Genomic DNA, 24,246 nt, shown 5'->3' with positions numbered 1-24,246 from the left:
GCCGGTAGATGCAAATGAACAATTAGTGCTTTCTTCAACAGTTAAGGTAGTGCAGCCGGAAATCGGCTGTATCCCTTGTTCAACAGTCGCTTTTCCCGCGCGCGAGTGTAAAGAGCAGAGCCGGAGTTGTTTAGAGCTTACAACTGGAGAAATGGTTTTTGATAAAGTAGCAGAAATATTAGAACATGCAAGGATGCAAAATAATGGATAGCTGGTATTTAGGGCGGAAGTGTTAATTTTAGGCTAAAAAAATGTTAGATTTTATTTGTTTTTCAATCAATGCCTGGGAGAAGCGAAGGGCGCGTAAACAACAGTTTATGCTGCATCTTTCTTTGCGCGAAGACGTTGGAAAAGTTCTGTATGTTGAGCCACCTTTAAACATATTCCGTTTATTATTCTTGCCTCATCTTGAGTTGCAAGACCATGATAATCGTGTCCGTTGGCTAAGGGCGCTAAAATTTAAGGTTGATGCTTTGCCGGAATCAAGGAAACTGTTTATTTTTACCCCGCTTTTTTTAATCCCCTTTGCGTTTAGGCTCCAGTTTATATACAATCTTAATCTTTTTATTTGTTTTCTTATTATTAAAGCAAAGTCAAAAATTATGAACTTTGATAATGTTGTCCTTTGGCTGTATCATCCTTTTGATTATCCCCTTTTAAAATGGTTTAAGAAGAGAATTGTTTCTTGTTTTGATTGGGCTGAGGATTGGCAGGAATATTTTACTGAGCTGCCAAGAAATAAGCGTTTAAAGGTGGCAGTATTTGAAGAAAGAATAATAAAAAAATCCGATGTCGTATTTGTAGTTTCTAAAGTTTTGCTTGAGCGGGCAAAAAAGATTAACCCTAATACGTTTCAATTGTTCGATGGAACCAACCCGGAAATTTTCAGAAACTATAATAATGGAATTCCTCCAGATATAAAAAACATTCCGCATCCAATAATTGGTTACGTCGGTAATATTTTTACCCGTTTTGACATAGATTTGGTTTGCCAGTTAAGTGAAAGCTTTTTTTGTTCTGTAGTGTTAATAGGAAATGTCCTTTTGGAAGAAGAGCGGATTTCCAAAATCAAAGAAAAACATAATATTTTTATCTTAGGGGCAAAAAGTTTTAATGAGCTTCCGGGGTATTTGTTGAATTTTGATGTTTGCATCTTGCCTTATATTTCTTCATTGGTAACTTCTCCGGCGACAAAAGTTTATGATTATCTTGCTTCCGGAAAACCGATTGTTTCTACTCAAATCCCGGGGTTAGATGAATTCGGTGATTTGTTAAAAGTCTCTCGGTCTAACGAAGAATTTATTAATCTTGTTAAGAGCTCTTTAAACGAGGATAACGTTACTTTACAGAATTTACGCAAAGAAAAAGCAAGTCAAAATTCATGGGGAATAAGGTCAGCTGAAATAATGGGCATAATATCAAAGAATTTAAAATGAAAAAAATTTTAATAATACCGCATCATCCGGGGCTTGAAAAAATAAAAATCAGGCTAATTGAAATAGCCAAAGCGCTTTCGCAGGATTACGAAGTATATTTAGTAAACTGGACAGTGGCCCAGGAAACACATTCCATTTGGGAAAGGATAACTTCAGCTTTGAAGGATGCTTTTGCAACTGCTAAATCTTACAAGAAGGACAATATTAATGTCATTGAGTTTCCTATCCTCCACCGTCCTCTTAAACTTGCAGCTTTCTTGAATTCGCACTGGCTTAAAAAGGCAATCAGCAGTGTAAAGCCCGATATTCTGATAAACGGCTCTTTCTATATGTTTAACATCAATAAAAAAAGAGATTTTAAATACATCTTTGACGTAGCAGATTTACCTGTTGAAGAAACTAATAATTATTTTGATCGTTTTGTTTACAAACAGACAGCTGAAGAAATAAAGAAAGCGGATATAGTTACTGTTTGCTCAGGGGGGTTAAAAAATTATGTCCGTGATAGATTTTCCAAAGAAGCAATCTTTGTGCCGAATGGCGCAGAAATTGAAAGATTACGTTTAGTTAATGATGCAGAAGTAGAAAAGATTCGGCAGGAACATAATCTTTTTGGTAAGTGGGTAATTGGCTATATAGGGCATATTGGAGAGTGGGTGAATGTCGATTTAGCTGTAGAGGCATTTCATCAAATTGAATCCGAGATGCCCGATGCGGTTTTGTTATGGGTTGGGTTATCCGGGAACATCCATGATTTACGGAAAAAATATGCTAAAGAGAATATTATTTTTACCGGCGGGGTTTATGATGTTGATCCTTATTTTAAATTGTTAAATTTAGGCCTTCTTCCTCACAGAAAATGTCTTTTTCAGGATATGGCGTTTCATATTAAGCTGATTGAATATACCGCAGTGAGGAAATTTGTTGTTTGTACTCCTCTTAGGGAGATGACATCTTTAAATTTACCAAATGTAATTTTCGCAGATGAAAGCGCGCGGACTTGGGCTCAGGCGATAATAAAGGCAAGGGCTTTGGTTTGGCAGAAAGATTGGGATTCTTCGGTTGAAGAATTTGATTGGAAGAATATTGTACAGAAAGTAAAGAATTTAATATAAAAAGGCTTTATTTATGCGCACGTGTATTAAGAAAATTAGCCCGGCATGGATTAAAAATATCTTTAGGCGATTAAGAAGAATAGGCTTTTACTTCTTAGATCTTGCAGGAGGAGCTGTTTTTTTTCTTTTACGCCTTACTCATTTGCTCCCTGCACCGGCAGCATTTGTAAAAGAAGGCATCAGGAAGATACTTATTATCCGAATAGACAGGATTGGAGATTTAGTTTTATCTACTCCGGCGATTAGGGCTGTAAGGGAAACTTTTCCTGAATCGGAGATTTCTCTTCTCGTTAGTAAATATACTAAGGACCTTGTAATTAATAACGAAAATGTAAATAAAGTTTTAACCGTTGAGGAAAATAAGATTCCAAATGAATTTGATTTGGCTATTGCCTTACATCCGGGGTTAAGACAGAACCAACTTACTTTCTTAAGCGGTGCTAAGTATCGTTTGGGGTATTCTGGCTGGGGAGGAGCCTTTTTCTTAACTCAAAAGTTAGTTGATGATCGTAATGTGCGAATACGCCATGAAATCAGGTCTGCCTTAGAGGTTGTAGAATTAGCCGGATGTAAAACCACGAACACTGATATAGAAGTTTCTGTGACAAGAGAAGGAGAGGAGCTTGCTCAGGATTTTTTAAGCGAATATTCTCTTGGCGCAAATGACCGTCTTGTTGTTGTCCATCCGGGTGCGCGTCAGGATTATATGCGTTGGAGAAAAGACGCCTTTGCTCAGGTAAGCGATCAATTAATCGAGCAAATGAATGTAAAGGTAATTCTTATTGGAAGCAACAATGAAAGGCAGCTTGTTGAAAGCATAAATTCTTTGATGAAGCAAAAGGCGATTAATGCCTTGGGTTTAGAATTAACAGGCTTGGTTTCCTTAATTAAAAGGGCCGCACTTTTTATCGGTAATAGCACCGGGCCGATGCATATTGCCTCTGCATTAAAGGTCCCAGTTGTAGCAATCTTTGGAAGCAGCCACCCCTTAGATAGTTATAAAACATGGGGCCCGCAGGGAGAGAATAGTGTTATTATCACAAAGAATATCGGCTGTCCAAGTTGTTTGCCTGCTGATTGCAGAAGATTTGAGTGTATGGATTTAATTACTGCCGAGGAAGTATTCTCTGCGGCTAAAGGATTATTGGAGAGGTTCTAGGCGATTAACGATGGATTATAATAAAATACTGATAATAAATTTAGGCGGAGCGGGAGACCTTCTTTTATCTACTCCTGCTTTAAAGGCATTAAGGAAAAAATATCCTCAGAGTGAAATCTGTGCATTGGTAAGCCAAAGAGGAGTTGAGCTTGCCAGCAGCCTGCCTTATCTAAACAAAGTTTTCTGTTTTTATATTAATTACGGTGGCAGCTCATCTTTGTTAAAACAGTTAAGCAATATTAAGAGTTTACTTTATTTAAGAAAGCACAGGTTTGATTTAGCGATTAATATGCGTTCTATCGTATCGGAATCGGGAGCTGGGAAGATAAAATTGGTTATGGATATTATTAGCCCTAAGATGAAAGCAGGAAGAAATACACAGGAAAGGGGAAGCTTCTTTGATATTAAAATTCCCGAGCAGGATATCGGCATAAAGCCGGAGATGGAATATGATATTGATACTATAGCAGCTTTAGGAGTTAAGGATTTTGACAGGAAGATTGATTTAGAAATTGATAAAACTGGGGATGAGAGAGTAAAAGAAATTTTAAGAAATGAATCAGTTGGAGAAAAGGAAATATTGGTGGGGATTCATCCCGGAGGTATGCCTTCCAGAAGATGGCCCGCAGAAAACTTTGCTAGCCTTATAAAGCTTATTTCAAATGAGATTGATTGTAAGTTTGTTTTAACGGGCGATAAGCAGGAAAACGGTTTGGTTGAAAGGATTTCCCGCCTTTCAGAGAAGAAAGTGGTTAACCTTGCCGGAAAATTAAACTTTTTTGAATTGGCCGCCTTGATCAATAAATGCAATATTTTTATATCAAATGATACAGGCCCAATGCATATTGCCGCAGTATTAGATAAACCGCTTGTTGCGATATTTGGCCCGGGGGATATTGTGCGCTTTGACCCAAGAAATATTTCTAAGAATGTAATTGTTGTAAGAAAAGAAACAGCCGGATGTAAATTTCCATGTAATAAACAGTCCTGTGATACTCTGGATTGTTTAAAACAAATCCATCCAGAAGAAGTTTTACAAGCAGTTTTTAGTTTGTTAAACAGGAAATAACAAAGGTCAGTAAATGTTAAAAAAAATTTATCTTTGGCTACATCATTTAACTTCAGGTGCAGAGGAACAAGGGGAGTATTCCTCCGGCCATTGGGCAGCAAGTGTGCGTAAAAAAGCGTTAGATTTTTGTTCTGGAATTCATGGACGCTTTCTTGAAGTCGGCTGCGGAGAAGGTCTTTTTATATCAAAGCTTGCAGCTTATGACCCGAAATTACAGATTTGGGGTATAGATAATTCTACAGAAAGGCTGTTTAAGGCAAAAGAACGGTGTAAAAACCTTCAAAATGTTAATCTTTCAGTTGCAGACGCATTAAATCTGGAGTTTGAGGGTGAATATTTTGATAATGTGGCTTGCATCAATGTCCTTTTTAACCTTGAGTCTGTCGATGCCGCTAAAAAGGTGATAATTGAAATGAAGCGGGTTTGCAAGAAAGGCGGTAGTATTATTCTTGACTTTCGTTCGTCGCTTAACCCGCTGCTAAAACTTAAATACAGCCTTGCAAAATACTATGATGAAACTGTCAAGAATTTGCCTTTACGCTGTTATTCTCCAAGGCAGATTGAGGGATTGTTAAAAGAATCCGGATTTGAGATTATAAAGAAGGATTACGTCGGAGCTTTGCTTTTCAAAAGATTCGCTCCGGTAATTTTGTTGAAAGCGCAAAAAATATGATAAGTAAATTATCTATCATTGGTTCACCTTTAAGTTTGGATGCTTTTTCTTTTGCTTTTTGGCATATGTTTGATGCTAAAAGTAAAGTTGGTTTTACCGCAAACTTTGGCAAAACAATTCAATCGAACCACGTTATTACTGTTAATTCAGGGATAGCTTCTTTTTACATTATCCTAGAAGCATTAAAAGAAAAATCAACTAAGAATGAAGTAATCCTTCCTGCTTATACTGCAGGAAGTTTGGTTGTCGCAGTTAAAAAAGCAGGATTAAAACCAGTACTTTGTGATATTAATCTTGATGATTTTAGCCTTGATGTGGAGAGTTTATTAAGCAGGGTTTCTAATAACACCTTAGCAGTGGTTGCAGTGCATATGTTTGGCCTTCCTTTAGCAGATATTGCCGGGCTTAAAGGAAAACTTCCAAGTGATGTCTTTCTTCTGGAAGATTGTGCACAGGCAATGGGGACGACAATAAATAATAAATTAACAGGTAGCTTCTCAGATATAAGTTTTTATAGTTTCAACCGGGGTAAAAACCTTCCCCTTTGTTCAGGAGGGGCGATTTCCACGCAAAATCAAGATTTGTCTGGGGCAATTGATAGACAAGCAGCAAAGTTATCAGGGGGTAATTTATTCCGAGATTTAATTTATCCGTTCCAGCTCTTGGTTTTTTCCTTTTCCTTAAATCCATATATATACGGAGCTTTGTTTTTTTTGATTAGTTGTTTTAAAGAAACTAAGCCCCCAAAAGATTTTCCTATAAGAGCTATGAGTAATTTTCATTCAGCCTATGGATTAAAAGTTCTACAAAAAGAAAACACTCTTTTCTCTAAAAGGAATTATAATGGGATGTATCTAGCCAATGCATTAAAGGATTTGAATAATATCATTTTGCCGAAGACCTCCAAAGAAGACAAAGTTATTTTTAACCGACTGCCGGTTATTTTTAAAGATTTAAAGCAACTTAAAGACGTGCAAATGATTCTTGCTCAAAAGGGGATAGAGAGTTCCCGGATGTATAATGTGCCGCTTAACCAAATGTTTGATTTAGGCTACGGCGCAAATGACTTTCCGAATGCAAGCTATCTTGCTGAGCATTTATTGACTTTACCAGTTCACCCTTTAGTTGAAAATAAAGACTTGGATGCTATTATTGAGGCTATAAAAGGCGTATGATTTTACCCTGGAAGAATATAAGAAGGTTTTTCTATAAGGCAACCAAACAGCCTCTTTATGCATTAAATGTCCTTGATAAACGCCTTGATGCTAATCTTTACTATCGCTATGCGAGAGGCAAGGCTGGTTTTCCTGAAGCAATAACCTTTTTTCTGACACATCGTTGTAATCTCAAATGCAAAATGTGCGGGCAATGGGGTGAATCGGGGGTAACCAAAAAACAGCCTGCAGATTTTGTTAAATCAGAACTAAGCCCGGAAGAGATTAAATCGGTAATTAATAACGTTTCATTTTTTAAGCCCGGTATAACACTTTTTGGGGGCGAGCCATTGTTATATGAAAAATGCACGGAATTAATCAGGTATATTAAACAAAAAAGAATGCACTGTTTGATGATTTCTAATGGGTTTATGTTGGAAGATGTAGCCAAGGATTTAGTAAGCGCAGGTTTGGATGAATTAAATGTCTCTTTGGACGGGGGGAGAGAATTGCATGATTCAATCCGCGGCCTTCCCGGGTTATTTGATAAGATAATGCTTGGGTTTGATAAGTTAAATTATTATAAAAACCTTGATAAAAAACAAAAACCATTAATAAACCTGCAATGTACAATTACAAAATATAATTATAAATATTTAGAGCAATTGCTTGGAGTTGCCGAGGAGATCAAAGCCAGTTCGCTTACCTTCCACAATCTAATTTTCTTGAACAGGGAAGTTTTGCAAAAACAGAAAGAATATGACAATCTCTTAGGCTGCACTTCTCTTGATTGGGAGGGTTTTGATTTTAATCCGGAAATTGACCCCGAGGTTCTATATGGAAAAATTAAAGAAATCCTCTCCGGTAAATACAATTTTGCGGTTGATTTCTATCCGAATTTCTCCCACAAGGGTTTAATTGAATATTACAGCAATTCTTCTTATCTGCCTTCGGATTATCAAACAAGGTGCCTTAGCCCATGGCTTGTAGCGTATATTTTTCCTGATGGGGAAGTGGGCCCCTGTTTAAATTCCAGTTTTTCATACGGAAATATTAAAGATAGCAAGTTTACGGATTTATGGAATAATGCTCAGGCGGTAAAATTTAGGCAAGCTTTAAAGAAAAATAAACTATTTCCCGTCTGTGCCCGCTGTACGGAATTATACAGGTATTAGGATAGGATATGAAAAGAATTAAAATCGCTCAGGTTATTACGCGGCTCGATTGGGCAGGCTCTCCCGATATAGTAAGGATTATTTGCCAGTCTTTAAACCCGGATAAGTATGATGTTACATTGATTACCGGGCCAACTAAACATTTTTCCTTTGCCACTATAAATTTTTTAAAAGAATTTAAGGGGAAAGTAATTACCGTTTCGTCTTTAAGGAGAAACGTTAATCTTTTTCTTGATTTAGCTGCCTTTTGCAGTCTTTGCTCTATTTTTAAAAAGGAAAATTTTGATATTGTGCACACGCATACTGCAAAAGCAGGGGCTTTGGGAAGGCTTGCCGCATATTTCTCTGGAATCCGGCATGTTGTCCATATGCCTCACGGAAGCAACTTTTACGGTTATTTTAATTTCTTTGCCAGCAAATCGATTGTTTTAATTGAGCGTCTTCTAGCTATGTTTACTTATAAATTCCTTGCTTTAAGCGAATTAGAAAAAAAAGAATTATTGGAGTTTGGCGTCAGCCGCGAAGGCAAGATTGAAGTTGTGCCGTCTGGACTTGAGATGGGATTTAAGAATGTTGATATTAAGAAGGCGCTGGAAAAGAAAATAAAGTTTGGGTTTAAGGATAATCAAAGAATAGTGGGCATGGTTTGCCGGCTTGAAGTGGTTAAGGGCGTTGAATATTTTGTAAGGGCTGCGATTGAAGTTTCAAAGATTGACAATGGCGCAGGTTTCATTATCGTTGGGGAAGGTTCTATGCGCAGTAAACTTGAGAGAATAGTAAAAGAAAATAATTTAGACAATAGGGTAGTTTTTACAGGGTGGCGCGATGATGTTGAAGAGATAATTTCATTTTTAGATATTATGGTCCAGCCTTCTTTAAATGAGGCTATTGGGAGAGTTTTGTTGGAAGCCCAAGGTTTGGGAGTTCCTGTAATTGCTACAAAGGTAGGAGGTATCCCCGAGATTGTAAGGGATAATGAAACCGGGGTACTTGTTGCATCCAAAAACATACAAGAGCTATCCTCGGCAATATTAAGGTTGCTAAAGGATGACAATTTTAGATTAAGTTTATCGGAAAACGGAAAGAAATGGGTAGATGATAAGTTTTCTTCAAAGAAGATGATGGAAAAAATTGAATCTGTTTATCAGGAGATGGTTTAAAGATGATTGTTTCAGTGCATCAGCCTCAATATCTTCCCTGGTTAGGGTACTTGGATAAGATAAAAAAAAGTGATTGTTTTGTATTCCTGGATAGAGTACAATACAAACACAGGGAATTTGAGAATAGGAATAAAATCCGCACTAAGAAAGATTGGCTCTGGTTGACAGTGCCTGTAGTTACGAAAAATTTACGCAATCAGCTTATCAGCGACGTAAAAATAGATAACTCGGTTAATTGGAAGCTCGATCATTGGAAGGCAATTAAGCTTTCTTACGCACATGCACCATTTTTTAATGATTATTCAGCGTTCTTTGAGGATGTTTACTTAAATAAAGATTGGGATAAGCTGTTGGATTTGAATGTTTTTATCATTAAATACCTGCTAAAAGAATTCGGTATAAAAACTCCGCTTTGTTTTGAATCAGAGATAGGCACAACTAAGGCTTCTACCGAAAGAATTATTGAAATTTGTAAGAAACTTAATTCTAGGGTTTATCTCTCGGGTTCCGGCGGAAGAGACTATTTGGATGAAAAGAAGTTTGCTGAAGAAGGGCTTGAGCTTAGGTATCAGGAATTTGAGCATCCGATTTATCAGCAGTGTTTTATGAAAGATAATAAAGGCTTTATCTCGCATATGGCTGCAATTGATTTACTTTTTAACGAGGGCAAGGCTGCAAAAAGCATACTTTTTAAATAAGGAGTTAACATGAATATATTAGCAGTAGGAGCGCATCCCGATGATGTTGAATTTGGCTGTGGCGGTACACTTTTAAAATATAGCAGAAGTGGGCATAATATTTATTTGTTAACACTCACCGACGGTCATCTCGGCGGAGAAGCAAGAGTAAGAAGGCAGGAGCAAGAGGAAGCCGCCAGATTCATTGGAGCAAAAGGGATTTTTTGGGGAGGTTTTGAAGATACGAAATTAGTTGATAACCACGATTTGATATTAAGAATTGAAGAAGCTGTAAGCAAGACCAATCCGGATATTGTTTTTTTAAATTATGGTGAAGATATCCATCAGGATCATCGCGCTGCGTCCTTAGCAGGTATCTCTGCCACCCGCTATATTAAGGAAGTCTTGTTCTATGAAGTTCCTACGACTGTGCATTTTGAACCGGATATTTTTGTAGATATCAAAGATATTTTAAATGACAAACTAAAACTATTGGGCATACATGTGTCTCAGGTTGATAGGACTAAAATAGAAAATCTTAGCATCCTTGAAAGCGCCCAGTCTTGCGCCAATTTTCGTGGTTTTCAGGGAAGAGTAAAATACGCGGAAGGTTTTAAAGCCCTGCGCGTATTAAGGCAGATAGGTTAAATATGAAAACATTATTAGCGTTTTTAATTTCTTTTGTGGCAACTTATTTTTCCATGCCAATATTTAGGGCGATTGCAGTGCGATTTGATATACTTGATATCCCCGGAGGTAGGAAGATTCATAAAATTGCTACGCCTCTCTTAGGAGGGGTGGCAGTTTATTTTGGGCTTATAATCGGCGTGTTTTTTAATTTAACCAAACTGCATTTTTTTATGCCTCTATTAATCGGGGCAACATTAATCTTGATATTGGGCTTAATCAATGATATCAAGCCGCTTTCTGCCCGTTTCCGCTTCCTTTGTCAGGTTATAATTTCTTTATTTGTGATTAAGATGGGCCTCCAAATAAATTTTTTACCTTATTCATTAGGGGTATGGAAGTATATTTTAGAAGTTGTTATTACTATTATTTGGCTGGTGGGAGTCACGAATGCGTATAACTATTTGGATGGCTTAGATGGGCTTGCGGCAGGAAGTGCCGCAATAAATTTAATTTGTTTTGGAGTTATCCTTTATAAGTCAAGCCAGTATCCTTTAGGCCTGTTAGCAGTAATTTTAATTGCTACTTGCTTTGCTTTCCTGCCTTATAACTTTCATAAAGGAAAATATAAGATTTTTCTGGGAGAAGCAGGGAGTACCATGCTCGGCTTTATTCTCGCTGGTTTTGCTCTTAGTGGTTTCTGGGCGGAACATAATATTGCAAGGATTACTATTCCGGTATTAATTTTAGGTGTTCCGATATTTGATATGGTTTTTACAACTGTTATGCGAATCAAAGAGGGTAAAGTTAAAAGTGTTTATGAATGGCTGCATTATAGCGGCAAAGATCATTTTCATCATATCTTGGTAGACTTGGGTTTTACCCAACGCGAGACGACATTATTTATATACGTAATTACATTTTCTTTGGGGCTAAGTGCAATTATGGTTAGCAATGATTCTTCTCTCGACGCGTTGATGAGCCTTACTCAGGCAGCTGTAATATTCACAGTTGTTGCTAATTTGATTATTGTGGGCAAGAAACGAAGAAGCGGATGGAATATAAAAGAATAGTTAAGGTTAGTTTCTTCTTGTCCCGATAATTCTAAGAACTCGCGCAAGCCCTAGAAAGTCAGCTTTTTCCAGTTTAATTCCCGCCCTACACGCATTTGTTCCTGACTTATCCGACCAGATTACCTTTGCTCTGGCATAAAGCGGCTGTCCCATATCGGGTATCTGTAGCCATAATTCAAGGTTGGAGTGTTTAGGTAGGCATTCATCCGTAGTTATCCCCAATCCATTAGCGCTGATATCCAATGTTTTTGCACTGCCTTCTTTATTATAATCAAGGTCAAGGTACTTAAGAGGGAAATTTGCAGCAAATCTTTCAAAAATCCTATTATCTTTTTCTGATTTACCTAAGTTCTCCATTTCGCCTCCATTAAAAAAGCCACGCTTTCCGTGGCTTTAATTTTAAGATTTAAAAATAAGAACAAATCAACTCCTCTTCATTTGTTATTTTTATCATAAATCATTAGAAAAATCAAGAGATATTATTTAATCTTTTGGGACAGAATTAATTCTGTCCGTTTTACTTCCAGAGTAAATTTTCTTCAATTTCTTCTTGACTTTAATTGATTTAAAGGTATACTATACTAAAATTTGATTAGTAAAATTTTACTATATTTTAAAACAAGGGGTTAACTTTAACCAATATAGGGAGTTAGATTATGAATTGGGATAAAACAACTCAAGAAAAGCTTAATCTTATGATTTCTAAGATACCAGTCTTTCATCGTCATATTACCGAAGAGGCCGTAGTCAAGGAAGCGGAAAACAATGCTGTTAAGAGAAAATCTGCATTAGTTGAAGAGCAGGATGTAGTTGGTGCTTTTTTTTCTGATGTGCCTTCGCCATTCTACAGTATGATGATTAGGCTTTTGGAACAAACAGGATTTGATTACAAAAAATTCGGATTCCCAAAGAATAATAACCAGCCGCTTGCAAGAAAGAATGGGGAGAACTTGAAGTGAAAATAGCAGTTATTGGCGCCGGGGCAATAGGCGCTTTAGTGGCAGGGTATTTAAAGTCAAAAAACAAAAATGTATTTCTCGTCGGCCATAAAGAGGCGGTAGAGGCAATCAGAAATAAAGGCTTAAAGATTTGCGGGGTAAGGGGTGAGTTTGATTTAAAAATTGACACCGATACGAGGCTTAATTTTTGCCCGGACATAGCAATCTTTGCTACAAAAACTCAGGATTTAAGCTGTGCGATAAAAGAAAACCTTGAATTTATCGCTAATTCAGTAATCGTTATTACTCAAAACGGCGTTCAAGCAGAAGATATCGCCGCAAGGATTCTTTCGGGAGAAAAAATCATTTCTAGCATAGTAATGTTTGGCTCGACTAATTTAGAAGCAGGCACGGTCGTGCATAATTTTGAAGGAAGTTGGATTATCGGGAGCGCGTTTATTAAAAACAGCGAGCTTGTTTCTAAAGTAAAGGTTTTGCTTGGCGATATTTTCCCGGTAGTAGCCACAGACGATATTAAAGCAATGAAATATTTAAAGATTTTCGTTAACGCCAATAATTGTATCCCGGGGATTTTAGGCTTAAGCATGCAAGAGTGTTTTGCCAGCCCGGAGATAAGCAGTATAAGTATCGGCATATGGAAGGAAGGCCATAAAATAGTATCTGGCTCAAGGATTAATTTGGCTTCCTTACCGGACTTTCCACTGGAGCGGCTTACTAAATTAATTTCATTGCCGACAACGGAGGCAGCGAAGATTTTCTCAGGAATAATGGCTAATTTAAGCAAGGAGCCTTTATACGGCTCAATATTACAAAGTATTAAAAGAGGCAAGCTTTCAGAGGTTGATTATATCAATGGTGAATTTGTCGCTTTAGCAAAAACTAATAGTTTACGCGCCCCACTAAATTCAAAATTAGTAGAAATGGTGCATCAAGTTGAGAAAACAAAGAGATTTTTCACCAAGGAAGAGTTAATAAACAATACGAAAGGATTATTTAGTTAATATGCCTGAAGTCAATACTCCATTTCCAAGATTAAAACTCACGGTTATGAATGTTTACGGGGAGTGTTATCATGGGTATAAAAAAGGTGATGAGCTTATTTTGGAAGATTTTACGCATCCGCCGAAATTTTTTTGTTTAGGGCTGGCGCATGCTTTGTTCCCGGTAATTTATGCATTGAGTTTCGGGGCGAAATTCCCTTTTCGTGATAATCAGAGGTCTCTTTTGGTTACTTGTCCCGACGGGGGGAAGCTAGAATTTAAAGCTGAGATTCTAGATAAGGATGGGAAGGTCGAAACAGTAGCGAAAGACCCGAGTTTTAAAGGTCCGAATCCGAAGAAGATGGTTATCGAAGTTGTGCAGGCAAAAGGAAAATGCACATTCGGTTATAAGATAGGTGATAAATGGGAAACAACAGGCCTTAAATGTATCCCCGGGTTTTGTGGGGCTGCTTTTCATTGTGCTTTTCCTGCGCTATTTGCGCTTAACTTTGGAGCGAAGTTTTTCTTTATGCAAGACCCTGACTCAATAGATACAGTAACTTGCCCTGATGGTGGGAATATAGTGTTTAAGGTTAAAAGGATAGAAGATAATAAGGAGAACAAATAGATGTCTAAGCGTAGAGTTGTTATTACGGGTATCGGTGTGATTTCTCCCAATGGTATTGGTAAGGAAAATGCCTGGAAAGGGATGTCGGGAGGAAAGTCTGGAGTTAGGTTAGTGGATAGTTTTGATGTCTCTGTTTTTAATACAAAGATTGCCGCCGAGGCAAGGGATTTTGATCCTTTTAAACTGGGGCTTACCCATGATGAAGCAGTGCGCATGGATAGATATGTGCAGTTTGGAGTAACAGCAGGGGACATGGCGATAAAAGATAGTAACCTTGATTTTTCTAAGGAAGATCCGGAAAGAGTCGGGGTTTGCCTTGCTAATGCTATCTGTGGGACAAAATACATGGAAGAGGAATTTGCCCTTGTTACCGACGACGGTAAGAATCCCATTGATCCTTCAAGGGTCCGCCCTGATTTGTATGATGCCGCGATGTTTAATACTCCCTCAATCGAGATTAGCGCCCGGTATGGATTAAAAGGAATTTGTAATACTCTATCTACAGGGTGTACTGCCGGGACAGACTCAATGGGTTTTGGCCTTGAGACTATTCAGGATGGAGAGCAGGATATCATGATTTGTGGCGCTGCAGAAGCGCCCCTTACGCCAATTACATTTGGCGCTTTTGATGTAGTTAATGTTTTGGCAGTTAATAACGAGAATCCGGAAAAAGCTTCTCGGCCGTTTGATAATAAGCGTAACGGGTTTGTCCTTTCTGAAGGCGCTGGGATATTGGTTTTGGAAGAATTAAATCATGCCCTAAAAAGAAATGCGCGTATTTATGCAGAAGTAATGGGTTTTGGCACAAGCTGCAATGCTTTTCATATGACAGACCTTCCTTCGGATGGAGGGGCTATGAGCAGCTGCATTGATCTTGCATTTAAAGATGCTGGGATGAAGCCCAGTGAAATAGATTATATCAATGCACATGGTTCCTCAACTCGTATGAATGATATCTTTGAAACCAATGCATATAAAACAATTTTCGGTGATTATGCTTATAAACTTCCGATTAGTTCTCTTAAATCAATGATCGGACATCCTTTGGCTGCGGCAAATGCAGTGGAATTTACCATATGTTGTATGATTTTTGAGAAGAATATTCTTCCTCCTACGATAAATCAGGAAGAAAAAGACCCCTTATGCGACTTGGATTATATACCTAATGTTGCAAGGGCTAAAAAAGTAAACACAATACTTAAAACAAGTAGCGGTTTTTCTGGGATTCATTCGTCTTTAATTTTAAGGAGATACAATGGATAAGATTGCAATAACCGGTATAGGTGTTGTGGCTCCTTCCGGGATAGGAAAGCGGCAGTTTTGGGCAAATGTTAAGGCAGGAAGAAACTTTATAAAGAATATTACGCGTTTTGATGCTTCGAGGTACCCTTCGCATATTGCAGGACAGATTGATGATTTGGAAAAATACAGCCATGTTTCAGAACGGCTTCTTAAAAAGATAGACGCATTTTCTCACATGGCCTTGATTGCTTCTGAGTTAGCTCTTCTTGATGCGAAGATCGATATAAAAAACGAAGATCCAAAATTGGTTGGGATATTCTTAGGTAACGCTATCGGCGGCTGGCTTTATGCTGAAACAGAATTACGCGATTTGTATATTGAAGGCCGCGAGGGAGTTTCTCCTTATATGGCTTCGGCATGGTTTCCCGCAGCACCCCAAGGACAGGTTTCAATTTATTATGGGATAAAGGGATTTTCTAAAACTGTTGTTGCTGATAGGGCCGGATCTTTAATGGCATTAGGCTATGCGCGCAAAGTTTTAAGCAAAAATAAACTTAATATGATTTTAGCCGGAGGCATGGAAGCCCCCGTTACTCCTTATTCGCTGCTTTGCTGTAATACATACGGCGCGCTTTCAAGAAATAATGAACATCCGGAATCAGCATATAGGCCGTTTGATAAAAAACGCGACGGATTTGTTATTGGAGAGGGTGCTGGTATAGTTGTGATGGAAAGTGTTGAGCGGGCCAAGCAAAGAGGAGTGAATGTTTTAGGGTTTATCAGCGGTTATGGGACTTCATGCGACGGGCGTGACAGGATTAATCCCGATCGCGACGGTAAACAGTTAGCCCGGGCGATTAATATAGCGTTAGCTGATGCAAAGGTTAATCCAGAGGGGATTGATTACATCAGTTTAGATGGTTTGGCTGTGGATATCTGGGATAATTCTGAGATTGCTGCAATAAAAAGTGTATTTGGAGCGCATGCGGCAAAGATTCCCGTAAGCTGCCCAAAGTCAAGCTTCGGAAATTTACTTGGAGCAAGCGGGGCAATAGACATGATTATTACACTTCTTGCAATGGAAAATAAGTTAGTTCCTCCAACAACAAATTTAGAGAATCCTGCTGTTGATGGTTTAAATTTTGTTCAAAAGGAAGCAAGAACGCATAATATAAATAAGGCGATGATAATTTCCCGCGGTAGAGGCGGAATAAACTCAGTATTGATAGTTGAGAAAGGAGATAAGTAATGAAAATTCTATTTGTAATGCCTAAGGTAGGCGCATGGGCAACGCACGGAATCCACAGGTCCCCAAATCAGCTCTATGCGCATTGGGCAGCATATGTCCGCGAGAGAGGCTATACCGATGTTGCAGTTATCGACGGGAAAGCATTTCAAACACCCATGGATGAATTAGTTGAACAGGTTAAAGAGAAGAATCCTGATGTTGTTGTAATGGGTGAACAGTTGCATGGTTATGGCGGATACGGCGTATTAAGGCATTTTAAAGAGGCAGCACAAAAAATTAAAAAGGCATTACCTAAAACAAAGATAATCTTTGGCGGCTTGTGGTATTCGGCCATGCCAGTACCAACTTTAGAAGAGAATCCGGCAGTTGATTTTGTAGTAATGGGAGAAGAGGAATCTTTCGGAGATTTAATTGAGGCAATAGATAAAAAGAAAAGTTTAAAAGATGTGGGCGGTGTAACTTCTCGTATTGATGGTGAGATTGTAATGGGCCCGCATAAGCCGCTCATGGAAGATTTGGATAAATTACCACTTCCCGCCTATGATTTATTTCCAATGGATAAATATGTGGGGCATACTTATTGGAAGCCGTTTGTGGATATGGTGACTTCCCGAGGCTGTCCTTCAGCGTGCACATTTTGTTATGAATGGGACCAGTTTGACCCGCGTTCACCGTCTGATTTCTTAAAGTGGCGCGCAAAGAGCCCGGAAAGAGTCATGGAAGAGCTTAATCTTTTGCATAAAAAATACGGGGTTAAGGTTGTAGTTATCCAGGATGACAATTTTAACGTGGATCCCAAGAGAGTGCAGAAATTCTGCGAGCTTAAAAAAGCAGCGAATAACCCAATTAAATGGGTATCTTTAGGGCGTGCAATTGACTGGGTTAATTGCGAATCAGTCCTTCCTTTAATGAAAGAGACAGGGTTGTTTATGGGCGTATTTGGTATAGAGGTTACAACGCAGTCAGAGCTTAAAAGAATAGCAAAAGGTATCACAATAGACCAGATTCAAAAGACGATTGAAATTTTGCGTAAGCAGGATATTGCGATAGTTGCCGATATTATGATGGGTTTTGATTATGATACTGAGGAGATTATTAAGAAGCGGTTTGAATTTACCGACGCAGTGGATCCGGATATTATGTGGGTGGGTTACGTTACGCCTGCTCCGAATTCACCAATGTGGAGGATTGCTTTAAAGAAGAATTGGATGGATCCAAAGAAGGTTGATTTCAGTACTTGGGATTTTCTGCATCCGGTTATTCCAACCGACCATTTAACTACAGAAGATTTAGGGCGCCTTGGTTCATGGTGCATGCGTGAATTTTTCTCAAAACCCGGAAGAATCAACCGGATTATGGAAAGTAATTTTGACCCGCTTGCTAAGCTTTGCTTTCAGGATGTTATGAATGGAATTAATAAATGGGAAGCAGCAGCGACAAAGGGTGAAGTGCAGATATAAGGAGATGATAATGGATACAAAACAAAAAATTAAAGACTGCCTTGTAAAACTCTTAAAAGTAAGGCCAGAAGAATTAAGAGATGATTTAAGTTTATTAGAGAGTATTGGCGTTGACTCAACGGAAATGGTAGAAACGGTTATTGCGCTTGAAAAAGAATTCAGTACAAAATTAAGCCCTAAGGAAATCACAAAATCTTCAACTATAAATGATATTGTGAAAGTGGTTGAGTCTAAACTGATCAAGGCGTAATCTTTTTGTAGGGGTATTCTCTATGCAAATAATTGACTTAAGCCTTCCTATAGACGATAAAGCTTTTGAAGTACACAAAGTAGCTATTGAACGCGTAACTCACTCGGCAGGTGTAGAGAAGTTTAACCGCGTTATCATGGGCAAGACTCTTTTAGGCAAGATTAAATATGCTTTAGGGAAACGCATCTTAAAAAAAGAAGACCTTCCGGATGAAGAGTTTCTTTCTTTAGAAGTTGTGCATTCTCCGGTTCATATCGGCACTCACCTTGATTATTCATTTCATTACGGTTCTCGTTCAGAGAATCGCCCAGCAAAAACTGCAGAAGAAATCCCCCTTGAATATTGTTATCAAGATGGGGTAAAACTTGATTTAACTCATAAAAAACCAAACGAAACTATTGCTGCTTCTGATATTGAAGCAGGCCTTGCAAAGGTAAATTATAAATTAAAGCCATTGGATATTGTAATTCTGCATACGGGGGCGGATAAGTTATATGGTGGGCCGAAATATTTCTCAGACTATCCCGGGGTTGATATTTCTGCGATTGATTATCTCTTAGATAGAGGTATTAAAATCTTCGGGGTAGATACAATGGGGATAGATAGGCCTTATAGATTTATGCTTAAGGAATTCTTAGAGAAGAAAGACATCAAGTATTTGTATCCAGCGCATTTTTACGGCCGCAAGAGAGAATTTATCCATATTGAAAGGTTAGCAAATTTAGAAAAGCTGCCTTCCTCCGGATTTAAAATCATTTGTTTCCCGGTAAAGATTAAAAATACAGGAGCTGCCTGGTCAAGAGTTGTAGCAATTATATAAAATGATAAATTCTATATTCAAAGAGTTAGAAAAAATGATGGAATTCCCCAAAGAAGGGATTTTCAGCAAAGTTTTGGTCAAGACTCCCACTTCTAATTATACTTTGATGTGTTTAGCAAAAGGAAGCGATATCTCCGAGCATACATCTACCCGCGAAGCAGCAGTTACCGTGTTAAAAGGAGAAGGGATTTTTGTTTTAAATGGAAAGAAGATTAAAATGAAGCCGGGGGTTTTTATTTTTATGCCAAAAAATGCGCCTCATTCATTAAGCGCAAAGAAAGACTTGGCAATTTTATTAAGCTTATTCGGGAAAGAGTAAAAAAGGAGAAATAAAATGGGGCATACTTGTAATTCCATAATTATTAACGCACCTTATGAATTAATTTTTGATATTTCTAATGATATCCCGCGCTGGACTGAGCTATTCGGCGGAGAATATAAAAAGGCAGAGGTAGTTGAGAAGAAAGATAACAAAATTACCTTCCGTTTAACTGATGATGAAGATAAATCCTGGGTATCCTGGAGGCTGCTTTTTAAAGATAAGTATTTTGCCTATGCCGAAAGGCATGAGCCGAAATTCCCTTTTAAATACATGAAGATTATCTGGCTTTATACGCCGAAACCTCAGGGGATAGAGTTGACTTGGATTCAACACTTTGAGATGGATGATAAAGCTAAGTTTAACGACGAGCAGGTGGAAGGGTTTATTAATAAGCATTCCAAAGAAAACTTAGAGATATTTAAAAAGGTAATTGAGCGAGAAGCTAGTAGTAAGTGAAGAAATTTACTTTTATCATCCTTTGTTTAGAAGGTGCTGTTCTTTCGTTTAATGTCGCTGCAAGCGCAGCTATAGTGCCTTCAATTGCCCATGAATTTGTTCTTTCTCAGTTTATAGCTGGTAAGATTATCTGGATGTATATGCTGCCTTATGGCTTAGCTGCACTTTTATACGGGCCATTAATCAGGGCGGTAGATGCAAGAAAAGTAGAGTTGATTTCCATCTTTTTCTTCTCTGTTGCTAATCTTTTAGCAGGTTTTGCTGCAAATATTAAAACTCTTTTCTTAGCAAGATTCTTAATGGGTTTTTTCGGCGCTTCCGTTATCCCCCTCGGGCTTGTTTTAATAGCAAAGCACATGGAGCCGGATAAACGCGGAAAATTTGTAGGAATATTTTTTGGCGCAACCTTTGTCGCTTCGCTTGCCGGGTTATTTTTAAGCGGAATAATTTATTGGCGACTTATCTTTATACTTCCTGCGATAATTGGATTTATTTTGAGCATTGTAATGTTTTTTTATTTGCCTAGTTTTAAAAGTGATCTAACTAAATTTAAGGTAAATTACCTTGATGTTTTAAGAGATAAAAAGATATTCGCAATTTTTACTTATATCTTCTTTATCAGCTTAATTTACCATGGGGTTCAGCAGTGGTTAGGGGTTTATTTCTCAACCAAGTTTTGTTTTGGGCAATTCTTAATCAGTATGCTCATTACTTTGACAAGCTTAAGCGGAGTTTTTGGTGAGGTTATCGGAGGAGACCTTGCAGATAAGCTTGGCAGAGTAAAGACAGTGGATTTAGGAATTATTTTAATGATTTTAAGTATTTTTCTTTTGATTTTCCATCTTCCGCTTTTTGTCTTTGCTATAATTATGGTTATCTGGGGTTTGGGCTGGACTTTTAACCACGCAGGCCTATCAACTATGCTTACTGACCTGCCGCGGGATTCTATAAATGAGGCGGCAAGTTTAAATAGCAGCGTGCGTTTTGTATCCGGTGGCTTAGGAGCTGCATTAAGCGGCATAATTTTACAAAAAAGTTTTACTTTTGGTTTTATTATTTTTTGTTTGGGATTAATAATATTGCTTTTTGTTTCACCGATTAAACCAGGGAGGAGTAATGAGTGATAATTTAAAAGGTAAGGTAGCGATTGTAACAGGAGCTAGCCGCGGGATTGGCAAGGCATTAGCTTCAACAGTAGCGAGTTTAGGCGTAAATGTTGCTATTGCCGCGCGCCAAATTGAACCGTTAAAAGAAACTGCAGATGAGATTGCAAAGAAATATAATGTTGAGGTATTGCCAATCGCCTGTGATGTCACAAAGTTAGAGGATTTGGATAATTTAGTAAATAAAACTAAAGAGAAATTTGGCAAAATCGATATTTTGATCAATAACGCAGGTGTATCCAGCCAATATCCTTTTCAGGATCAACCGATAGAAGATTTTGAAAGATTAGCGCACACTAATTATTTAGGATATGTGCGGTTAATTCGCTTAGTCATTAATGATATGATTAAGGCTAAGTCAGGCGCAATTATTAATATGGTTTCAGGTTCAACACTTTGCGATCCTTTGCCAAGAAATTTTATCGTCTATAGTTCATTAAAAGTTGGGCTGCGTGCTTTCCTAAAAGGTTTATTCTGGGAGGTGCGTGATCATGGGATTAAGGTTACATCTTTATTGCCGGGGGTAACAGACACTGATTTAACCGGTAAATTAAAAGAAATTACCGGGGATGCCTCAAGGCTTATGTCTACCGAAGCAATTGAAAATGCAGTAAAATTTGCTTTAACTGTTCCCGCGAATGTTTGCCCTTTGGAGATTGCGATTATCAATCAGCAGACTCCCTGGACAGCTCCGGTAATTCCGTTTAAGCAGGAACATCCGAATAAATGAAAAAGGCTGTCATTCCCGCGAAAGCGGGAATCTACACGATGTAGTGGATCCCTGCTTTCGCAGGGATGACAATTTGCGCAGGAATGGCACAATAAAGCAGGAGGCAACTGTGGACAAGCTCGATACGAAAAACTTAAAGAAACGCTACTTAGTGTGGTTCTACAAAACAACAAAAGAAGCGCTTGATAAAATTGAACGCAAGTTTACGCAGGTTGAAATTGATAAGATTATCTTAAAAGATTTAAATAAGCTGGATAAGCCAAAGCTTGCTCAGAAATATATTGATGAGTTTAAAGTTTATATCCAGAATAAACTGGTTGAGGGAAATAATTTAAAATTTGATGGGGCCAGGCTTAGGCCAGAGTATTATTTTCTGGTTTTAAAGTTAAAGGCAATTGAAAGCGTAATTGTAAAAGAATTCGGGAAAAAAGTTTTAGCGGAAATAAAGTTTCTCTATGAAATTGAAATGACAGAAAGAATTTTAAAGAGTACGGAGCATTAATGATAATTGACGCGCACTCACATTGGTTGCCGGATGAGATAATAACGAACGCCCATTTTTTCTCTAAAGCTTGGGGGGATATCGAGTCTCAAGTTAAGTTGATGGGGGAAGCTGGGATTGATAAAGCGGTGTTAAGTTATCCGACTTCTGATGCACATTTAAAGCTAGGAAGTATTTCTCTTGTAGCTCGGCTCTTTAATGATAATGTAGCTAAGATTTTAAAGCGTTACCCTGATAAGTTTATTGGTGCTGCTGTATTACCGGTTGATAGTGCCAAGAATCTTCAGGATGAATTAACCAGGGTTACCGGAGAGCTTGGGTTTAGGGCAATTTCTCTTGCTTCAAGCTACAATGGGATGTATCTGGATGACCCTATGTTCTTACCTATATATAGGCAGGCCCAGGAGCAGAATCTGCCGATTTTTGTGCATTCCCAGATAGTTAATCCTATTGGATTTGAAAGGGTTAACGATCCTTTGCTTACTCCGGTAATCGAATATGTTTTTGATACTACGATGTGTATTGGCAAGCTTTTAATGTCTGATATATTGCGCGATTTTCCCAAGGTAAAATTCATTTTTGCGCATTTTGGAGGAGCAATCCCATTTTTACAGCACAGGTTTGACACAACTTATCAAATGCTGCGCGGGATAAATTTTGTAAAGGATCTAAAAGGAAATCCTACTGACTTTTTAAAGAATATTTATGTAGATACAAGCGGTGATAAAGTTAAAACTAATTTTTTATTGGCGCTTGATTTACTAGGGCCTAAGCATTTATTGTGGGGCAGCGACTGGCCGGCAAAAAAAGATTTCTCCGCAGGTATTGCTGCGGTAAAGAATTTAGATATTAGCGAGGAAGACAAAGCTGATATCTTGGGTGGAAATTTAGAAGGAATGTTTAGATAATAATAAATGAAAAAATACCTACTCGTAGTTCTATTCTTATTGCCAGTTTATGCTTTTGCCACCAAAGATTGCGAATATAAAGGGGTGGTTTGTGAGAAAAACCTTCCTATTTACGGAGGGAATGTTTCTGGTAAATATTCTGAAGAAAAATGCCTGCAAGTTTCTGATTGGATAGCAGTGGGGACAATTGAGAATATAGAACATAATTTTAAAACAGATCCATTAAACAAAGATTTTGCAACTTTTACCTTTGTGGTTAGAGAATGGATTAAAGGTGGAAATAATCAAGTTAAAATATTAAAATTTACTGTTGGTTGGTGTAAGAATCCGACAGTGCCTCCAGAGAACTCCCAAGGTTTATATGAAATATTTGGAGTAGGTGAACCGAAGTTAGCACCTTTAGAATCAGAATATTTACATTTTGAACCATACGAAGCTAAAAAGTAATTATATTTAAACAAAATATAGATTTATTAACAATCAAAAAGGGAGAAAGAAATGCAAATGCAAAAAGAGATTCACATGACAGGCAAGGATTTAACACAAATGGTGCAGCTTCGTCCACAGGATGTGGGGAAATATGCAATTGTTCCCGGGCCAAAGGATAGGTTAGAAGTCTTAATGAAGAAAATTGAGAATCCGGTAAAGAATTTCTCTTTTATGGAATACACAATGTATACCGGCATGTATCAAGGGATTAAAATCACCGGAATTAACGGAGGAAGGTTCTCAACTGATACATCAATTACTTCAGAAGTTATGTGTAATGCCGGAATTCAGAATATTATCCGTATTGGAACTTGCGGTGCGCTTGATGAGAATATTAAGGTTGGAGATTTATTTATTGTTGATAAAGTTATCCGCGGCGACGGGGTAACGCCTTATTATGTTGATAAAGATTTTAAGACAGTTGCGGATAAGAAGATTTCCGATACCATGTTTGAAATCGCAAAAGGCATGGGATTAAATGTACACCGCGGCACAGCATGGACAACTGATGCGCTTTTACGCGAAACAAGAGAAATAGTTGAAGCAAAACGTAAAGAAGGAGCTATGGCAGTAGATATGGTTTCTTCAACGCTTTTAACTATCGCCCAGACTTACAAAGTAAAGGCCGGGTCAATTTTGGCAGTAAGCGATAATGTTATTACCGGTGAAATGGGATTTATGAATCCGATGTATTACATGGCAGAGTCGAACTTGATTACAATTGCTCTTGAAACAGTTAAGAAATTAGAAGGAAAATAATCGGAGGAGAG

The 24,246-nt window shown here is 38.0% G+C and carries 29 protein-coding genes; 28 read left to right on the top strand and 1 reads right to left on the bottom strand.

What is annotated here, in order from left to right; genetic code table 11:
* The 12 genes from PHO70_05765 to PHO70_05710 form a co-directional block, all read left to right on the top strand.
* On the top strand, positions 1–211 hold a 211-nt coding region (locus PHO70_05765), incomplete at its 5' end, for a hypothetical protein (GenBank protein MDD5432475.1).
* A 40-nt stretch (positions 212–251) separates the two neighbouring features.
* Positions 252–1,436 carry a glycosyltransferase gene (locus tag PHO70_05760; protein ID MDD5432474.1) on the top strand — a complete coding sequence of 395 codons (1,185 nt, stop codon included), beginning with the start codon at positions 252–254 and terminating at the stop codon, positions 1,434–1,436.
* On the top strand, positions 1,433–2,551 hold the full coding sequence (locus PHO70_05755; GenBank protein ID MDD5432473.1) for a glycosyltransferase: 1,119 nt from the start codon (positions 1,433–1,435) through the stop codon (positions 2,549–2,551). Before PHO70_05760 ends, PHO70_05755 begins: the two co-directional genes overlap by 4 nt.
* Positions 2,552–2,564: 13 nt before the next feature.
* Complete coding sequence (locus PHO70_05750) at positions 2,565–3,710, top strand: glycosyltransferase family 9 protein (GenBank protein ID MDD5432472.1); 1,146 nt, start codon at positions 2,565–2,567, stop codon at positions 3,708–3,710.
* A gap of 10 nt (positions 3,711–3,720) precedes the next feature.
* Positions 3,721–4,779 (top strand): glycosyltransferase family 9 protein, encoded by a 1,059-nt coding sequence (locus PHO70_05745; GenBank protein ID MDD5432471.1) that lies wholly within the window; start codon positions 3,721–3,723, stop codon positions 4,777–4,779.
* Positions 4,780–4,792: 13 nt separating this feature from the next.
* Positions 4,793–5,452 carry a class I SAM-dependent methyltransferase gene (locus PHO70_05740; GenBank protein ID MDD5432470.1) on the top strand — a complete coding sequence of 220 codons (660 nt, stop codon included), beginning with the start codon at positions 4,793–4,795 and terminating at the stop codon, positions 5,450–5,452.
* The gene (locus PHO70_05735; GenBank protein MDD5432469.1) at positions 5,449–6,627 is read left to right on the top strand and encodes a DegT/DnrJ/EryC1/StrS family aminotransferase; all 1,179 of its coding nucleotides are present in this window, start codon (positions 5,449–5,451) and stop codon (positions 6,625–6,627) included. Before PHO70_05740 ends, PHO70_05735 begins: the two co-directional genes overlap by 4 nt.
* Positions 6,624–7,781 carry a radical SAM protein gene (locus PHO70_05730; protein ID MDD5432468.1) on the top strand — a complete coding sequence of 386 codons (1,158 nt, stop codon included), beginning with the start codon at positions 6,624–6,626 and terminating at the stop codon, positions 7,779–7,781. Before PHO70_05735 ends, PHO70_05730 begins: the two co-directional genes overlap by 4 nt.
* Positions 7,782–7,789: 8 nt before the next feature.
* The gene (locus tag PHO70_05725) at positions 7,790–8,941 is read left to right on the top strand and encodes a glycosyltransferase family 4 protein (protein ID MDD5432467.1); all 1,152 of its coding nucleotides are present in this window, start codon (positions 7,790–7,792) and stop codon (positions 8,939–8,941) included.
* 2 nt (positions 8,942–8,943) lie between these two features.
* The gene (locus PHO70_05720) at positions 8,944–9,639 is read left to right on the top strand and encodes a WbqC family protein (GenBank protein MDD5432466.1); all 696 of its coding nucleotides are present in this window, start codon (positions 8,944–8,946) and stop codon (positions 9,637–9,639) included.
* A gap of 9 nt (positions 9,640–9,648) precedes the next feature.
* The gene (locus tag PHO70_05715; GenBank protein MDD5432465.1) at positions 9,649–10,266 is read left to right on the top strand and encodes a PIG-L family deacetylase; all 618 of its coding nucleotides are present in this window, start codon (positions 9,649–9,651) and stop codon (positions 10,264–10,266) included.
* A 2-nt stretch (positions 10,267–10,268) separates the two neighbouring features.
* On the top strand, positions 10,269–11,318 hold the full coding sequence (locus PHO70_05710; GenBank protein ID MDD5432464.1) for an MraY family glycosyltransferase: 1,050 nt from the start codon (positions 10,269–10,271) through the stop codon (positions 11,316–11,318).
* 6 nt (positions 11,319–11,324) lie between these two features.
* On the opposite strand, the gene PHO70_05705 is transcribed toward PHO70_05710, so the two are convergent.
* Positions 11,325–11,675: a PilZ domain-containing protein gene (locus PHO70_05705; protein MDD5432463.1), complete on the bottom strand. Its 351-nt coding sequence runs from the start codon at positions 11,673–11,675 to the stop codon at positions 11,325–11,327.
* A gap of 299 nt (positions 11,676–11,974) precedes the next feature.
* On the opposite strand from PHO70_05705, the gene PHO70_05700 reads away from it, so the two are divergent.
* From PHO70_05700 to PHO70_05625, 16 genes are all read left to right on the top strand, one after another.
* Positions 11,975–12,277, top strand: coding sequence for a hypothetical protein (locus tag PHO70_05700; protein ID MDD5432462.1), 303 nt, complete (start codon positions 11,975–11,977; stop codon positions 12,275–12,277).
* A complete protein-coding gene (locus PHO70_05695) occupies positions 12,274–13,278 on the top strand; it encodes a 2-dehydropantoate 2-reductase (protein ID MDD5432461.1) in 1,005 nt (334 codons plus the stop codon). The genes PHO70_05700 and PHO70_05695 overlap by 4 nt, the downstream gene beginning before the upstream one ends.
* A 1-nt stretch (position 13,279) precedes the next feature.
* On the top strand, positions 13,280–13,885 hold the full coding sequence (locus PHO70_05690) for a TIGR04076 family protein (GenBank protein ID MDD5432460.1): 606 nt from the start codon (positions 13,280–13,282) through the stop codon (positions 13,883–13,885).
* Complete coding sequence (locus PHO70_05685; GenBank protein ID MDD5432459.1) at positions 13,886–15,148, top strand: beta-ketoacyl-[acyl-carrier-protein] synthase family protein; 1,263 nt, start codon at positions 13,886–13,888, stop codon at positions 15,146–15,148.
* Positions 15,141–16,376, top strand: coding sequence for a beta-ketoacyl-[acyl-carrier-protein] synthase family protein (locus tag PHO70_05680; protein ID MDD5432458.1), 1,236 nt, complete (start codon positions 15,141–15,143; stop codon positions 16,374–16,376). The genes PHO70_05685 and PHO70_05680 overlap by 8 nt, the downstream gene beginning before the upstream one ends.
* Positions 16,376–17,836, top strand: coding sequence for a radical SAM protein (locus PHO70_05675; protein ID MDD5432457.1), 1,461 nt, complete (start codon positions 16,376–16,378; stop codon positions 17,834–17,836). Before PHO70_05680 ends, PHO70_05675 begins: the two co-directional genes overlap by 1 nt.
* Positions 17,837–17,846: 10 nt before the next feature.
* Complete coding sequence (locus PHO70_05670; protein MDD5432456.1) at positions 17,847–18,086, top strand: acyl carrier protein; 240 nt, start codon at positions 17,847–17,849, stop codon at positions 18,084–18,086.
* Positions 18,087–18,108: 22 nt separating this feature from the next.
* Positions 18,109–18,906 carry a cyclase family protein gene (locus PHO70_05665; protein MDD5432455.1) on the top strand — a complete coding sequence of 266 codons (798 nt, stop codon included), beginning with the start codon at positions 18,109–18,111 and terminating at the stop codon, positions 18,904–18,906.
* Position 18,907: 1 nt separating this feature from the next.
* Entirely contained in the window at positions 18,908–19,225 is a 318-nt protein-coding gene (locus PHO70_05660) for a cupin domain-containing protein (GenBank protein MDD5432454.1), read from the top strand.
* A 15-nt stretch (positions 19,226–19,240) separates the two neighbouring features.
* Positions 19,241–19,684 (top strand): SRPBCC family protein, encoded by a 444-nt coding sequence (locus tag PHO70_05655; protein MDD5432453.1) that lies wholly within the window; start codon positions 19,241–19,243, stop codon positions 19,682–19,684.
* Entirely contained in the window at positions 19,681–20,808 is a 1,128-nt protein-coding gene (locus PHO70_05650) for an MFS transporter (protein MDD5432452.1), read from the top strand. Before PHO70_05655 ends, PHO70_05650 begins: the two co-directional genes overlap by 4 nt.
* Positions 20,801–21,577, top strand: coding sequence for an SDR family oxidoreductase (locus PHO70_05645; protein MDD5432451.1), 777 nt, complete (start codon positions 20,801–20,803; stop codon positions 21,575–21,577). Before PHO70_05650 ends, PHO70_05645 begins: the two co-directional genes overlap by 8 nt.
* Before the next feature lie 109 nt (positions 21,578–21,686).
* A complete protein-coding gene (locus PHO70_05640; GenBank protein ID MDD5432450.1) occupies positions 21,687–22,079 on the top strand; it encodes a hypothetical protein in 393 nt (130 codons plus the stop codon).
* Positions 22,079–22,987 (top strand): amidohydrolase family protein, encoded by a 909-nt coding sequence (locus tag PHO70_05635; protein ID MDD5432449.1) that lies wholly within the window; start codon positions 22,079–22,081, stop codon positions 22,985–22,987. Before PHO70_05640 ends, PHO70_05635 begins: the two co-directional genes overlap by 1 nt.
* 6 nt (positions 22,988–22,993) lie before the next feature.
* On the top strand, positions 22,994–23,434 hold the full coding sequence (locus PHO70_05630) for a hypothetical protein (GenBank protein ID MDD5432448.1): 441 nt from the start codon (positions 22,994–22,996) through the stop codon (positions 23,432–23,434).
* A 51-nt stretch (positions 23,435–23,485) separates the two neighbouring features.
* Positions 23,486–24,235 (top strand): hypothetical protein, encoded by a 750-nt coding sequence (locus PHO70_05625; protein ID MDD5432447.1) that lies wholly within the window; start codon positions 23,486–23,488, stop codon positions 24,233–24,235.
* The last annotated feature ends 11 nt before the right edge of the window (positions 24,236–24,246 follow it).

The sequence above is a fragment of the Candidatus Omnitrophota bacterium genome (assembly GCA_028715415.1).
Classification (GTDB): Bacteria; Omnitrophota; Gorgyraeia; order Gygaellales; family Profunditerraquicolaceae; genus JAQURX01.
This window is presented reverse-complemented; position numbering and strand designations above follow the sequence as displayed.

Bases quoted from the DNA above. Each gene is read 5' to 3' on its own strand.
- PHO70_05760 (MDD5432474.1), top strand. From the start codon at position 252: ATGTTAGATTTTATTTGTTTTTCAATCAATGCCTGGGAGAAGCGAAGG.
- PHO70_05755 (MDD5432473.1), top strand. From the start codon at position 1,433: ATGAAAAAAATTTTAATAATACCGCATCATCCGGGGCTTGAAAAAATA.
- PHO70_05750 (MDD5432472.1), top strand. From the start codon at position 2,565: ATGCGCACGTGTATTAAGAAAATTAGCCCGGCATGGATTAAAAATATC.
- PHO70_05745 (MDD5432471.1), top strand. From the start codon at position 3,721: ATGGATTATAATAAAATACTGATAATAAATTTAGGCGGAGCGGGAGAC.
- PHO70_05740 (MDD5432470.1), top strand. From the start codon at position 4,793: ATGTTAAAAAAAATTTATCTTTGGCTACATCATTTAACTTCAGGTGCA.
- PHO70_05735 (MDD5432469.1), top strand. From the start codon at position 5,449: ATGATAAGTAAATTATCTATCATTGGTTCACCTTTAAGTTTGGATGCT.
- PHO70_05730 (MDD5432468.1), top strand. From the start codon at position 6,624: ATGATTTTACCCTGGAAGAATATAAGAAGGTTTTTCTATAAGGCAACC.
- PHO70_05725 (MDD5432467.1), top strand. From the start codon at position 7,790: ATGAAAAGAATTAAAATCGCTCAGGTTATTACGCGGCTCGATTGGGCA.
- PHO70_05720 (MDD5432466.1), top strand. From the start codon at position 8,944: ATGATTGTTTCAGTGCATCAGCCTCAATATCTTCCCTGGTTAGGGTAC.
- PHO70_05715 (MDD5432465.1), top strand. From the start codon at position 9,649: ATGAATATATTAGCAGTAGGAGCGCATCCCGATGATGTTGAATTTGGC.
- PHO70_05710 (MDD5432464.1), top strand. From the start codon at position 10,269: ATGAAAACATTATTAGCGTTTTTAATTTCTTTTGTGGCAACTTATTTT.
- PHO70_05705 (MDD5432463.1), bottom strand. From the start codon at position 11,675: ATGGAGAACTTAGGTAAATCAGAAAAAGATAATAGGATTTTTGAAAGA.
- PHO70_05700 (MDD5432462.1), top strand. From the start codon at position 11,975: ATGAATTGGGATAAAACAACTCAAGAAAAGCTTAATCTTATGATTTCT.
- PHO70_05690 (MDD5432460.1), top strand. From the start codon at position 13,280: ATGCCTGAAGTCAATACTCCATTTCCAAGATTAAAACTCACGGTTATG.
- PHO70_05685 (MDD5432459.1), top strand. From the start codon at position 13,886: ATGTCTAAGCGTAGAGTTGTTATTACGGGTATCGGTGTGATTTCTCCC.
- PHO70_05680 (MDD5432458.1), top strand. From the start codon at position 15,141: ATGGATAAGATTGCAATAACCGGTATAGGTGTTGTGGCTCCTTCCGGG.
- PHO70_05675 (MDD5432457.1), top strand. From the start codon at position 16,376: ATGAAAATTCTATTTGTAATGCCTAAGGTAGGCGCATGGGCAACGCAC.
- PHO70_05670 (MDD5432456.1), top strand. From the start codon at position 17,847: ATGGATACAAAACAAAAAATTAAAGACTGCCTTGTAAAACTCTTAAAA.
- PHO70_05665 (MDD5432455.1), top strand. From the start codon at position 18,109: ATGCAAATAATTGACTTAAGCCTTCCTATAGACGATAAAGCTTTTGAA.
- PHO70_05660 (MDD5432454.1), top strand. From the start codon at position 18,908: ATGATAAATTCTATATTCAAAGAGTTAGAAAAAATGATGGAATTCCCC.
- PHO70_05655 (MDD5432453.1), top strand. From the start codon at position 19,241: ATGGGGCATACTTGTAATTCCATAATTATTAACGCACCTTATGAATTA.
- PHO70_05645 (MDD5432451.1), top strand. From the start codon at position 20,801: ATGAGTGATAATTTAAAAGGTAAGGTAGCGATTGTAACAGGAGCTAGC.
- PHO70_05635 (MDD5432449.1), top strand. From the start codon at position 22,079: ATGATAATTGACGCGCACTCACATTGGTTGCCGGATGAGATAATAACG.
- PHO70_05630 (MDD5432448.1), top strand. From the start codon at position 22,994: ATGAAAAAATACCTACTCGTAGTTCTATTCTTATTGCCAGTTTATGCT.
- PHO70_05625 (MDD5432447.1), top strand. From the start codon at position 23,486: ATGCAAATGCAAAAAGAGATTCACATGACAGGCAAGGATTTAACACAA.